This is a genomic window from Sedimentitalea sp. XS_ASV28 (assembly GCF_041224545.1).
Lineage (GTDB): Bacteria > Pseudomonadota > Alphaproteobacteria > Rhodobacterales > Rhodobacteraceae > Sedimentitalea.
The window spans coordinates 28,943-42,167 of the sequence record NZ_JBGFGP010000163.1 but is presented as its reverse complement, the minus strand read 5'-3'; the positions used below and the strand labels follow the sequence as shown (position 1 = coordinate 42,167).

General features: G+C 60.0%; 12 protein-coding genes. 1 reads left to right on the top strand and 11 read right to left on the bottom strand.

The window, feature by feature from the left end; all coding sequences use genetic code 11:
* Window positions 1-282: 282 nt before the first annotated feature.
* On the top strand, window positions 283-993 hold the full coding sequence (locus tag AB9K34_RS18245; RefSeq protein WP_369955856.1) for a LytTR family DNA-binding domain-containing protein: 711 nt from the start codon (window positions 283-285) through the stop codon (window positions 991-993).
* Window positions 994-1,058: 65 nt separating this feature from the next.
* Here the strand turns inward: AB9K34_RS18245 and pdeM are convergent, their stop codons facing one another.
* The 11 genes from pdeM to AB9K34_RS18190 all read right to left on the bottom strand — a co-directional run bounded on the left by pdeM (window position 1,059) and on the right by AB9K34_RS18190 (window position 13,217).
* A complete protein-coding gene (pdeM, locus tag AB9K34_RS18240) occupies window positions 1,059-1,727 on the bottom strand; it encodes a ligase-associated DNA damage response endonuclease PdeM (RefSeq protein ID WP_369955855.1) in 669 nt (222 codons plus the stop codon).
* Between the two features lie 102 nt (window positions 1,728-1,829).
* A complete protein-coding gene (locus AB9K34_RS18235; RefSeq protein WP_369955854.1) occupies window positions 1,830-4,238 on the bottom strand; it encodes a ligase-associated DNA damage response DEXH box helicase in 2,409 nt (802 codons plus the stop codon).
* A 56-nt stretch (window positions 4,239-4,294) separates the two neighbouring features.
* Complete coding sequence (locus tag AB9K34_RS18230) at window positions 4,295-5,602, bottom strand: ATPase (RefSeq protein ID WP_369955853.1); 1,308 nt, start codon at window positions 5,600-5,602, stop codon at window positions 4,295-4,297.
* Window positions 5,603-5,711: 109 nt separating this feature from the next.
* Window positions 5,712-6,206: a prepilin peptidase gene (locus tag AB9K34_RS18225; protein WP_369955852.1), complete on the bottom strand. Its 495-nt coding sequence runs from the start codon at window positions 6,204-6,206 to the stop codon at window positions 5,712-5,714.
* Between the two features lie 5 nt (window positions 6,207-6,211).
* Window positions 6,212-7,060 carry a tetratricopeptide repeat protein gene (locus tag AB9K34_RS18220; RefSeq protein ID WP_369955851.1) on the bottom strand — a complete coding sequence of 283 codons (849 nt, stop codon included), beginning with the start codon at window positions 7,058-7,060 and terminating at the stop codon, window positions 6,212-6,214.
* A 32-nt stretch (window positions 7,061-7,092) separates the two neighbouring features.
* Window positions 7,093-7,683 (bottom strand): tetratricopeptide repeat protein, encoded by a 591-nt coding sequence (locus tag AB9K34_RS18215; RefSeq protein ID WP_369955850.1) that lies wholly within the window; start codon window positions 7,681-7,683, stop codon window positions 7,093-7,095.
* Between the two features lie 3 nt (window positions 7,684-7,686).
* Window positions 7,687-8,670 (bottom strand): type II secretion system F family protein, encoded by a 984-nt coding sequence (locus AB9K34_RS18210; protein ID WP_369955849.1) that lies wholly within the window; start codon window positions 8,668-8,670, stop codon window positions 7,687-7,689.
* Between the two features lie 10 nt (window positions 8,671-8,680).
* Window positions 8,681-9,649, bottom strand: coding sequence for a type II secretion system F family protein (locus tag AB9K34_RS18205; RefSeq protein ID WP_369955848.1), 969 nt, complete (start codon window positions 9,647-9,649; stop codon window positions 8,681-8,683).
* Window positions 9,649-11,112: a CpaF family protein gene (locus AB9K34_RS18200; RefSeq protein WP_369955847.1), complete on the bottom strand. Its 1,464-nt coding sequence runs from the start codon at window positions 11,110-11,112 to the stop codon at window positions 9,649-9,651. The genes AB9K34_RS18205 and AB9K34_RS18200 overlap by 1 nt, the downstream gene beginning before the upstream one ends.
* A 21-nt stretch (window positions 11,113-11,133) precedes the next feature.
* Complete coding sequence (locus tag AB9K34_RS18195) at window positions 11,134-12,372, bottom strand: CpaE family protein (RefSeq protein WP_369955846.1); 1,239 nt, start codon at window positions 12,370-12,372, stop codon at window positions 11,134-11,136.
* Window positions 12,373-12,581: 209 nt separating this feature from the next.
* Complete coding sequence (locus AB9K34_RS18190; RefSeq protein ID WP_369955845.1) at window positions 12,582-13,217, bottom strand: OmpA family protein; 636 nt, start codon at window positions 13,215-13,217, stop codon at window positions 12,582-12,584.
* Window positions 13,218-13,225: the final 8 nt, after the last annotated feature.

Genomic DNA, 13,225 nt, shown 5'->3' with positions numbered 1-13,225 from the left:
TCCCCGAAAATTCGCCGGGCAACACGGTGTCGCACATTCGCTCACGTTTTCGCCAGAATGTGCGGGATTTCTTTGCGCTCGTCTCTTGCACTACTTAAACTCCCCGCTACTTGATGTTCAAAGGGGAATACCGGATCGATTTGCCCCATGACCTCACCGGGCACATTTTTTAAGATGCCATTGTTTTACCGAGTATTTTGGACAGTGCCCCAGTCGTAGATGTTTACATTATTTAAAGATTTCTGGCGGCCGCTGACCAGTCGGTTCAATATCTCGATATTGATGCTTGTATCGTTCCTCGGGGCGATCATGGGGCCTTTTGGCACCTATGAGACCCATTCGTTTCCGGAGCGGTTGCTTTACTGGTCATGCGTATCGGTGGCGTCCATCCTGATCGGACGCGTCTGTCGCCGGCTGACGCGGTATTGCGCGCAGGACGCGCATCCGATTTTGCAGGATGTGTTGATGATCTGCCTGATGGTAGCCTTTTTCTCGCCGCCGCTCTGGTTCCTCACCCGGAACCTGGCGTTTCGCAATCCGTTGCTTGCCCCCTCGCTCCTCGACATGAGCTATGACATTGCCGCGATCACGCTGAGCATCTGTGTCCTGCGGCGGATCATTCCGGGGTTTGAGGCGGTCGGCTATTTTCCCAAGACGACCGAAGACCCACCTGAAGGACCCCGGTTGGCGCGTCGCTTGTCGCCGGGGTTCGAGGGGCCGATCCTTCGGCTTTTCGTCCGGGATCACTTTGTCGATGTCATTTCGGCGAGCGGGGTCGAGACCATCCGCATGCGATTCGCGGATGCGATCGATGAGATGGATACTGTTATCGGATTTACCACGCATCGGTCACACTGGGTGGTGCAGGATGCGGTCATCGGGGTGGGGCGCGATGGCAGCAAGATTTATCTCAAGCTGACCAACGGAGATCAGGTGCCGGTCAGCCGCAAATACAGGCCCGCATTGGAAGAAGCAGGTGTGCTCAAACTCTGATCCGACCCAAATGACGCTACCGAGTGATTGAAGCAGATATGGCTGCGAAAGCAATGTGACACGCTTCAGGCATTGCGCGGCATCGGAACCGGGTACACCGACGATCCCGTGACAAGGGCAATCGCGTCCGGCCGCATGAGACTGCAAAGCGCCCCCGCATCGCTGCGAAGCCCGCCCGTATAAACTCCGTAGGCGGGAAGGATAATGCGATCGCGATCCACCAGAAAGGCCGGACGTGCGATGGTACGCCCGCGCAGACGCAGCTGGACCTTGGGATGATAATGGCCAGACACTTCGGCCTGCGCGGCAGGATCGGCAATATGCCGGAAGGTCAGCGGCCCGACCCGCAATATCGCATGATGGGCACCGCCCAACGCGACGGGGCCGGGATCGTGGTTACCTTCGATCCAGATCCATTCGCGACCCGCTTGCAGGCGCGCGATCCAGAGCCGCTCGTATTCGGGGAGGGCATCTGCGGACTCCAGATCGTCAAAGCTGTCACCGATACAGGCCACGGTTGCCGGATTGCAGGAGTCCAGATCCGCCGCCAACCTATCAAGCGTCGCACGGGTGTCATAGGGCGGGAGCGATACGCCCCCACGCCGCGCGATACGTTCGGACTTGCCCAGATGCAGATCGGATACGCAGAGCAACCCGTGATCCCGCCACCAGAGCGCGCCGGACCCCAGGGCGACCAGCTCGGCACCGGAAAATGTAAAGACATACCCATTCATGAAGCCGGGTCTATCGCGTTTCTTCCTTGGTTTGAAACATCGCTTTTCACATCGGTACAGATGGTCCGCGGTGACCTGTTTCGGTGCTGGTTCGCGGATTGCTCAGAGTTCCGCAAGCCCCGCTTCCTGCATCAGCCGCCGGGTTTCCTCGGCCAAAAGTCGTTCTTCGGCGGCACCCTTGATCGGCACCTTGCCCACTTCGAGAAGCAATGGAGCCGCAAGCGGCGTGACACGATCCAGCCGCAGCAGGTCCAGCCTGTCGCCCACGCGATCCAGAAGCTCCTCGATGCGGCCGAAATCCACCAACCCGCGCTGCGCTTCGCTGCGGGTGATGTCCAGCATCAGGTGATCGGGATCGTATTTCTGCAACGTGTCATAGAGAATGTCAGATGAAAAGGTCGCCTGTCTGCCGGTCTTGCGTGCCTGCGGCGTGTTGCGCTGAATGAGGCCGGCAATCGTGGCGCTGGCGCGAAACGTGCGTTTCATGACGGCATTTCCCGCCAGCCAGTTGGCCAGCCCGTTGCGCAAGGTATCGCGATCAAAGAGAATTTCGGGATCCCGCAGTGGTTCCAGCCCCCAGATCAGCGTCGCGTAATCGGTGGCGACGAAACCCAGCGGATCGAGCCCGGCCTCTTCCATTTGTTTCGTCAACAACAGGCCCAGTGTCTGTTGCGCGTTGCGCCCGGCAAACCCGTAGACACAGCAATGCTCGCGCCCGTCATGGGGAAAACTCTCGATCAGTAGCCGCCCGAATTCGGGTAGCCGGCTTTTCTCGCGTTGCAGGTTCAGCCATTCTGCCGTGTGGGCAGGCAAGCCGGGCCAGTCCGGTTGCTGCAGCAGCGCGAGGATGCGGGCGCTCAGCTGTGTAGAGGTGGCGAATTTGGTGCCCGAAAAGGTGGCGATGCGCGGTTTGCGCGCGGCGTCGCGAGACACTTCGACCGTCATCTCCCGCAACCCTTCAAAGCGCACGATCTGCCCGCCGATGAGAAAGGTATCGCCCGTGGACAGGGTGGCCGCGAACCCCTCTTCGACTTCGCCCAGCGGTTTGCCACCGCGATTGCGCCTGAGCCGGACCTTGACCGTGTCGCTGTCCTGGATGGTACCGATGTTCATGCGTATGTCCCGGCTGGCACGGGGGTCGCGCAATTGCCACCGTCCGTCCGCGCGTTGCAACAGGCGTTGCCAGCGATCATAGGCACGCAGCGCATATCCTCCGGTGGCCGCGAATTCGAGACAGCGATCAAAATCGGCGCGGGACAGATCGGCATAGGCGCCCGCGGTCGTGACTTCTGCATAGAGGTCGTCGGCATGGAACGGCCCGGAACAGGCCGTGATCAGAATATGCTGGCAAAGCACGTCCAACGGACCCGGCCCGCGCGGTTCACCATCCAGATCGCCTTCCTGCACGGCCTGGAGCGCGGCGATACACTCGACCACTTCGAACCGGTTCGCGGGGACCAGCAGCGCCTTGGAGGGGGCATTGTACTGATGATTGGCTCGGCCGATGCGCTGCACCAGCCGCTTGACGTTCTTGGGGGCACCGATCTGGATCACAAGGTCCACATCGCCCCAGTCTATTCCCAGATCAAGGCTTCCGGTGCAGACGATGGCCCGCAATTCTCCGCGTACCATGGCCGCCTCGACACGTTGGCGTTGCTGCCGGTCAAGGCTGCCATGATGAATGCCGATGGGCAGGCCGTCGGGATTTGCGAGCCAAAGATTGTGAAAGAAAATCTCGGCCTGCGCGCGCGTGTTGTGAAAAATCAGCGTGGTCTTGTGCTGCCGGACTTGCTCCATCACGGCGGGGATCGCATAGGCTGCACCGCCGCCTGCCCAGGGCGGCTCTTCGCTTGTTTCGAGCATGGCAATGTCGGGCGCCGGGCCGGGGTCGGCGACGAGAATGTCGCAGCGGTCGGGGTGACGCGCGAGCAGACGCGCGATGGCGGCGGGATCATCGACCGTGGCCGACAGGCCCACGCGGCGCAGATCCGGGCAAAGCGCATTGATCCGCGCGAGGGCAAGCATCAGTTGATCGCCGCGCTTGCTCTCGGCAAGGGCATGGACTTCATCCACCACGATGCGTTTCAATCCGTTGAAGATGCGTGGCGCGTCCTCGTACGAGATCATCAAAGCGAGGCTCTCGGGGGTGGTCAGCAGGATGTGGGGCGGGTCGACACGCTGGCGTCGCTTTTGCGTGGCCGAGGTATCTCCGGTGCGATCCTCGATCCGGATATCCAGCCCGATCTCGTCGACCGGCGTGCGCAGATTGCGTTTGATATCCGCTGCCAGTGCCTTGAGCGGGCTGACATAGAGCGTGTGAAGACCCTCATGGGCGTCATTGGCCAGATCCGCGAGCGTGGGCAGGAAACCGGCCAATGTCTTGCCGCCGCCGGTGGGGGCAATCAACAGGGTCGCGGGCGCATCGGCGCGGTCCAGCATGGCGAGTTGGTGCGGATGTGGCGACCAGCCCTTGCCGTCGAACCATGCCTGAAGCTGTGGTGGAAGTGTCATGATCGACAGTCTAGCGCGGTGCCGCACGAGGACCAGCCTTCGTCACGCGCGAGCTCTTATCTGACGATATTTTCGTCGCGCACGAACATGTTGGCCCAGGCCCGGTCGATGAGCTCGGGGCTCATCCGATACGGGATGCCTTCGAATTCACAGATGGCGATCATCTGATCGATCAGGAAGACCGGTTGATAATTTGCATAGATATTGCCGATGGTCGGATATTTGACCTTCAGCAGGTGAACCAGCGCGGCCTCGTCCAGCGGCATCCCCTTATTGCGTGCGACGAGCGCGAAAATCCTGAGAAAGTTCTCTTTGCTCGGTCCGTCTATCTTGATCTTGAAGAAAATCCGCCGCAGCGCCGCCTGATCGAAAATCTCGTTCGGGTGAAAGTTTGTCGAAAAGATCAGCAGAGTATCGAACGGGACTTCGAATTTCTCTCCTGATTGCAGCCCGAGAATATCCTTGCCTTCCTCAAGCGGCACGATCCAGCGGTTGATCAGCGCCTGTGGCGACTCCTCCTGCCGGCCGAGATCGTCGATAATAAAGATACCACCCGTCGATTTCAGTTGCAGCGGCGCCTGATAGGTCCGTGCGGTCGGATTATAGACAAGGTCCAGCATCTTGAGCGACAGTTCCCCGCCCGTCACCACAGTGGGCCGCTCGCAACAGACATAGCGTGTGTCAAACCGCCGGGTTCGGCGCAAGGCATTCGGGTCGTCCGGTATGTCATCCACGGCGGTGTGTACGATCGGATCGTAGACGGTGATGACCTGCCCGGAATATTCGATGGCGCGCGGAACATAGATGCGATGACCCAGAGTTTTGCGGATGCCGTTTGCGATTGACGATTTTCCGTTGCCGGGCGGACCATACATCAGAATCGAACGGCCCGCGCTGACTGCGGGACCGAGATGATCGAGCAGCGCATCGGGCAGGATCAGATCCTTCATCGCGCCGGTCAGTTGTTCGCGGGTGATCCGGATGTTGCGGATCGACTGGCGCGCAACCTGTTCGCGATAGACGGCCAGCGGCACCGGCATCGCGCCGAAATACTCGGATTGCGACAGCGCATCCAGTGCCCGCGATTTTCCCGCATCGGTAAGCCGGTATCCCATTTCATTGCCGTTATTGGCATTGAGCGTGCCGGTCGCTTCGAGCAAACGCTGTTCGCGTGCAAGATCGATCAGTTCCTGCGTCGTCTGCATGGGCAGGCAGATGGCCGCCGCGATTTCCGTGACCGTTTCAATGGTCTTGCGAAAGACGGTCTTGAGCAGGATGTCCCGCATCATCACCAGCGGCAGGCGCATGTCATCTATGGTGGTCGGGCTGGGGGGTGCGGAGACAGCGTTTGCCTGCGTGTTCATCTGCTCGGCCTGTATCGAAGGGTGAAACCAGTGATGACAGCACTACTAGTGATTGTTTCTGGCAAGAATGCGGCGTCCCAAAGTGTAGTGTCAGGGGCGGAAAGGGGCGTCAGCTGCCGATCAATGCCCCAAGGATCAGGTAGATCGCCAATGTTCCGGCCAGTGACAGGCCCATGGGGAACTTCCCGCCGGCGTCCCAGCTTTTCCAGGTTGGCGCGATGCGGCGCAGCGGCGTGAATTTGACGAGCCGATGGGTCGTGAAGGCCGCGAGAAGATTGGCGGCAAAGATCGCGATGACCAGACGCAGATCCCCGATCGCGATATAGGGTGCGGCTGCCGCCGCGAATTTGGCGTCGCCGGCCCCGACGGCACCGGCGGCGTTGAGCACGATGCCGATGATCAGAACGACGCCAAGCTGCAGCAGGCGGGTTCCATAGGTCGCAAGCGGCAGGACGAAGAGCCCGACAACGAGAAAGACCACGACGAGCAACAGAACCGCCTGGTTGGGGATGCGCATGTCCCGCAGGTCCGAGAGCGCCACGAAAAAGCAGATCGGAAGGACAAAGGGCAGGAACCAGAGTGCTGCTTCGGCGGATACCGACATCCGGCCTAGCCGTTTTCGATGGCACGCAGGGACCTGGCGGCCTCTTCGAAATGCTGCGGATGCGTGTCGATTGCCTCGCGCAACAGCGCTTCGCCGGTTTGCACGTCACCCTGCTTGATCGCGGTCAATGCCATGGTGTGCAGCAGTTCGGCGCGCTCGACCTGATCCATCGGTATGACGGGCAACGAATAGTTCCGCTGCGCACCCCGCGCGAGAACGAGGTTGTTCTTGGCGGTGAACAGGCCGGGATCCTGCCGGATCGCCTGACCAAACAGACGTTCGGCCCCGGCGAAATCACCGCGCGAAAGCTTGGAATACCCCCAGTTGTTCATCACGCCTGCCGGCTTGGTGGTCAGGCCAAGTGCGGTTTCGTAATAGCTGTCAGCCTTGTTCCATTCCTTGTTGGCATCGGCCACCATGCCTTCCAGCCGGTAGCGCCTGAAGGTTTCATAGGTGGGTGGAACGCTGTCGAGTGTCTTTTCGGCGGCGGCCCATTCGCCCACGCGGATCTGGGCATCGGCGAGGGCGACCTTGTCTTCTGACGTTGCCCCGCTCATGCCGACGACTTTTTTCCACGCGGCGACGCCTTCGACGTTTCGCTTGGCCCGTATCAGCGACAGGGCAAGCCCGCGTTGCAGGTCGATCCGGTTTGGGGATTGCTTGAGACTGCGGGTAAAATATGTCACCGCTTCATTCGGATCCGCGACGGTCAGCATGACATCGTTCAGGTCGTTTTCATCGACCACATTGACCTCTTGAAAAGCGCGCTCAACGGTCTCGTCCGGCTTTTTCGCGCAAGCGGAAACGGCCAAACTCATGACAAGTGCGGCCGGAATCAGGGTGAGGTGGCGCATTGGTTGCGTCCTTTACTGCTCTTATGCCTCTGTCATGGTGTCTTGCGGATCAGATATTCGCTGCTGCCCCGCCGCACCACTTTATATTCCTGGTTTTGCGGCTCAGTATGACCGAAATTTTCGGTTTTTGCGAGGGCTAAGCGCAGATTGTCGCGGATTGCGTCACTTTCGCCATTGTCCAGCGCATAGGCCTTGCGAAAGACCTGCTCTGCTTCTCCGATCTCGCCCCGTTCGAGAAGAACCACGCCGAGATTGTTCCAAGCCTCGGGCCAGTCCGGCGCCGCCTCGACCGCGCGGCGGAGCAATTCCTCGGATTGCCCCAGCCGGCCAAGTCCGAGGTTGGCGGTTCCCATGCCGTTCAGAATTTCGGGAGTCAGCCCGCGTTTCAGCGCCGCGCGGGTAAAGGCATCGATTGCAAGCTCGTACTCGGACGCCGCCAGCAACCGGTTGCCCACTTCCAACCCGTCAGCCGCCTCTTTTCTCAGATCGACACCCGGCGCATCCACACCCGCGGGCGTATCGGGTTCCCTGAACGTGTCACAGGCCGAGATGCCCAGGCTGGTCGCAATTGCGAGAACCAACCTGTGCGGCATTGCGCCGGCCCGCGCGCGCAGCGATCCCATACGCTACTTGCCCATGTTACCAAGGTTGGCGATGCCCTGCGCCGATGGGCCAACCAGAATGATCAACAGCGGCGGCACCGTCAGGGTCATCGTTGCCAGTGTCATCTTGGTGGGCAGCTTGTTGGCGGCTTCTTCGGCGCGCATCACGCGCTTGTCGCGCATTTCGCTGGCATAGACCCGCAGCGCTTCGGCGATCGACGTACCGAACGAGGCCGACTGAATCAGCACAGTGACGAAACAGGAGACATCCTGCACGCCGCAGCGCGTTCCAAGATCCCGCAGAACCGCTGTTTTTTCCTTGCCGGCCTTCATCTCGTAGGCGACGATCTCGAATTCCTCGGCCAGTTCCGGGTAGGAGGCGTGCAGCTCTGCGGCAACCCTTACGATGGATTGATCGAGTGACTGGCCCGCCTCGACGCAGACCAGCATCATGTCCAGCGCATCGGGAAAGGCGCGCTCGATGGCTTCCTTCCGGGTCTGGACGCGCCGCGTGACCCAGTATTTGGGCAGCAGATAGCCCGCACCGCCGGGCCCCAGAACATAGAGGATCATGCGCTGGTTTTCGACGACCTGCCCCTGGGATGTCAGCAGGATCACATAGGCGGTCCCGAGGATGAGACCGAAAATGCCAAGGGCAAACTGGGCAAAGTGATAGATGCGCACCGCGTCCTTGGATTGATAGCCGGCCTGTCGCAGCTTCAGTTGTACGGCGGATAATTCGGCCTGGTTCTTGGGTTCGAGAAATGTCGCGAACTTGTCGAGTTGCACATTGCGTCCGCGCTGGCGCAGCCGCTCCTTTTGCGGCGTGCTGCGTTTTTCGGGCGTATTGGCGCGCTTGAGTTTTTTGAGCGGGTCTTCCGGCTGGTTCAGGATCAGGGAGACCGCCAGCAGGATCATGAACAGTCCAAGTACACCGATCACGATCACCGGACCGAAATCACCAAGCGAGTCGGTGAACAGTGTCTTGATTTCGGCAATGAACTCCATCGGTTCCTCGCTAAACCTTGATATCGGTCAGGATGCGCATCACGATCAGGTTCGCGATCAGCAATATGGCGACCAGAAAACAGGCAGGTATGAACCAGGGATGGTCCAGAACCTGATCATAATAATGCGGATCTTTCAGCGTGATGGCAATCAGGCAGAAAACCGGGAAAGCGGACAGGAACTTGCCGGACCATTTGGCCTCGGCGGTGATGGCATTCACCCGCCGAAACAGCCGGAAACGCGCACGGATCACCTTTGCCAACCCGGCCAGGATCTCGGCCAGGTTTCCCCCGGATTGCTGCTGGATCGAAACCGCCACCGACAGAAAGCGCAGATCCTGCATGTCGAGCCGTTCCGCCATTTCCTTGAGTGCTTCACCGATGTCGCGGCCATAGGCGTTTTCGTCGGCGATGATCCCGAATTCGGTCGCCAGGGGGTCTTCGGCTTCCTGAGAAACAATGGCAATCGCCGACGAAAACGGATGTCCGACACGCAGGCTGCGCACGATGAGTTCCACGGCGTCCGGCAGTTGCTCCTCGATCATGCTGAGGCGCTTGCGGGCCTTGGAATTGATCCAGACATAGACAGCCCCCACGCCGATCACAGCCGACGCCACGATCCGTACCCCGAGTTCCGCCGCTGTTACCAGGCTGAGACCGATAAAGGCGACGGTGGCGAGCGCGGCCATGATCATGACCAGCTGTCTGGGGGTAAAGGCAATCGCCGCCTTCTGCGCCTTGTCCGCGAGCAGCGAATAAAGCGGGATCGAGCGCGACCTCATGTGCTGGCGCATTTCCTTGCGCAGCTGTTCCAGCACCTGTTCCCGCCCGGCCCCCTTGTCCAGCATTTCGAGCCGGCGGTTGACCTTGTTGTTCAGGCTGATCGATTTGCCAAAGGCAACAAGGTAGATGCCCTCGACCAGCACCAGAACACCGATGAAGATCAGTCCGTATATGATCGGTTCCGGGCTGATCTGCATCAGAAGCTTTCCACCACTGTAGGCTCGTATATCGCCGCCGGCAGATCGTATCCCCACATGCGGAAACGCTCGGAGAAATGGCTGCGTACTCCGGTCGCGGTGAAACGGCCGACGATCTTGTTGTCGGGTGTAAGGCCGACACGCTGATAGCGGAAAATCTCCTGCATCGAGATGACATCGCCCTCCATCCCGGTAATCTCGGTGATCGAAGTCATCCGGCGGCTTCCGTCCTGCAGGCGCGACACCTGCACGATCAGATTGACCGCCGAGGAGATCTGGCTGCGCATCGCCTTGAGTGGCATTTCAATGCCCGCCATGGCGATCATGTTTTCAAGCCGGCTGATCCCGTCGCGCGCACTGTTCGCGTGAATCGTCGTCATCGAGCCGTCATGGCCCGTGTTCATCGCCTGCAACATGTCGATGACCTCTTCGCCGCGCGTCTCGCCGACGATGATCCGGTCCGGGCGCATCCGCAACGCGTTTTTCAGACAGTCGCGCGGGCTGACTTCGCCCTTTCCCTCGACATTGGGTGGTCGGCTTTCCATCCGGCCCACATGGGTCTGTTGCAGTTGCAGTTCGGCGGTATCCTCGATCGTGAGGATGCGTTCGCCATTGTCGATGAACGAGGACAACGCGTTGAGTGTCGTGGTTTTACCAGACCCGGTGCCGCCAGAAACGATGACGTTCAGGCGTGTCGCCACCGCCGCTTGCAGATAGGCGGCCATTTCCTCGGAAAAGGCACCGTAATTCACCAGGTCGTCGATTCCGAGCTTGTCCTTGCGAAACTTGCGGATCGATACGAGGCTCCCGTCCACGGCGATCGGTGGCACCATGGCGTTGAAGCGCGATCCATCGGCAAGCCGGGCATCGACATAGGGGTTGGATTCATCCACGCGGCGACCCACGGCGCTGACGATCTTGTCGATGATCCGCAGCAGGTGACGTTCGTCCTTGAAGGTGACCTCGCTGAGTTCGAGCCGGCCATTGCGTTCGACAAAGACCTGCTGCGGTCCATTGACGAGAATATCATTGATCGAGTCGTCCTGCAGCAGCGCTTCGAGCGGACCCAGCCCGCGCACTTCGTCATAAAGCTCCTTGTTGAGGGTCTGCCGATCTTCGCGATTCAGCACGATCCCCTGCTCTTCGAGGATTTCGCCGGCAATGCTTCCGATTTCGTTTCGCAGCTCGGTTTCGCTCGCCCTGTCCAGTGCCGCGAGGTTGAGGTTATCAAGGAGAGAGCGGTGCAGTTCGATCTTGATTTCGCCCAGCCGTTCCTTGCGTTTGCGATCCTTGTCCGGAATTCCGGCCTCGTCCGGTTTGAGCGGCATCGGACGGCGCAGCGATACGCTCGGCTGGCGGGCCGGGGTGGCGGACTCGGGTTTCACCTCAGCGAGGTTGGTGATCTTCGCGGTGGGCTTTGCAGCTTTCTTGGCGGCGTTGGGCTTCTTGTATTTGGAAAACATATGAACAAGTCCTCCGGGATGTTACGCCGCTTCGGCCTCGGCCTGGCCGAGCTGGTGCAGCGATTGCGCGAGTTTGGCGATTTCCTTGCGCAGCGGGTTCTTGGCGGCGGACATCGCCATCGGATGCCCGTGGTCGCCGCATTGCGTGACCTGCTTGCCACCCTCGGGAAGTTGCAGGTCAATCGAAATGCTCAGGCTTTCGGCCATCCGCTTGACCCGCCCCTTGCCGGACAGGTCGGTGAATTTCGGGGCACGGTTCAGCGCAAAGCGGAGTTTCTGCAGGGGGAGATCTTCGGACTGCAAGGCCCGTTTCATCCGCAGGGCATTCTGGGCCGAGCGCATGTCGAGTTCGATCAGCGCGAAATAGACATGCGCAGCCTGCAACACGGTTTCGGTCCATTGAACGAGCGTCGTGGGCATGTCTATGATCACATAGTCGAAATGGCTGCGCGCAAGAGAAATCACCCGTTCGACATCTTCGTTCGAGACAATGTCGAGTGGCACGATATCCGAGGGCGCGGTCAGCACCTGCAACTTGTCTTCAAAACTCTGCAGGGCGTAACCGAACACCTCTTCGTCCATGTTCTCTGTGTCGGTCAGCATTTCGAGGATGGCTTCGCGCCGCGGCAGGTCGAGATAGGTTCCGATGCTTCCGAATTGCAGGTCCAGGTCGAGCAGGCAGACGCTGGGCGCGTCTTCACCACCGGTTGTTGCCAATTCCCAGGCCAGGTTCACCGCCAGCGTGGTCGCTCCGACGCCGCCGGCAAGACCATGAACGACGATCACCGCGCCCTCGCGTGAAGTGCCCGATTGCAGGTGCATTTTTTGATGGCGCGAAGACTCCGCCTGCGGCGGCGGCGCGTGCAGCCGGTCAATCGCGGATTGCAATTCGTTTTCCGGAAGCGGGTAGGGGACAAATTCATCGGCGCCCTGCCTTAACATCCTGTGCAGCGATGCGGGAGAGACATCTTCGGCGATCAGGATCACGCCGATCTGTTGCGCCTTGGCCTGCGTGATGATTTCTCCAACAAGGGCAATATTGTCTTCGTCCCGCGCATCCAGCGCGATCGCCAGGAAATCAAGCGCCCTGGCGTCCGGTTGGTCGAGAAAGGTCAACGCTTCGGCAAACCCAAGATCGCCCCAGCTTTCTCCGAGCGCGGCTTCCATGTCTTCGATCAGCAGGTCGAAATTCTGTACATCCCGGCTGACCGTGCAGGCCACGATGGGGTTGCTTTCGCTGTGTGGCAGTCGACTGCTCATTGCCGTGATCCTCGTGGCCCTTATTTGGCAAGCGGAATCGGTGCACTTTGCCGGGATGCCCCGATCGTCTCGCCCCACCGTCACCAACGCGCGCCCACAACTGGACGCACCTCTCCTGATGATTATGAATATTGCCGATAATCTAGGCGAGAGTTAGACTAAATAAACCCAATTGTCTGAAATTGGGACACGATTCATCAAAAATCGGACTATTGTACGTCGCCAAAGCCTTCTGTGTTGCTACGACGGGTCAGACCGTCGACGGGCCGCGCACTCTCGACATAATCACGATAGATGATTTCGGCATATTTGCCATCCAGAACCGTTGGATGGCGCTCGAGAAATCCGCTCACCTCGGTGACGCTGCGCCGGTTGGCGCGCTCAGGGTCCGGAGAATCGATCACCGGGCGCGTTTCACCATAGGAGACAAGTGCCTGCAGGCGCGATGTGCTGATGCCGCGGGTTGACAGATACCGCACGACCGCGCGGGCGCGGCGTTCCCCGAGACCGTAGTTGTAGGACGGAGAACCGACCAGATCGGTATATCCGTAGACGTTGAAGCGCACTTCCGGGAATTGCCGGATCCAGTCTGCCTGCCGATCGAGGATTTGACGTGCCGATGCGTCCAGAACGTCGCTGTTGAAGGCGAAATTCACGGTCGTCGGGACGTCTCGCGCGAACCTCTGGCCCAGAGCGACAGCATAGCTGCGCACCCCTCGCATGACCAGCGCGTTGTTCTCGGTTGCATTGCCGAAATCCGTGGTGGTGACAAAGTCGCCAGCGGTTTCCTCGCACCCCGCCAGGGCGATGGCCAGGCCGGTCGCAAGGATCAGTTCTCTCTTCATCCCGTCTC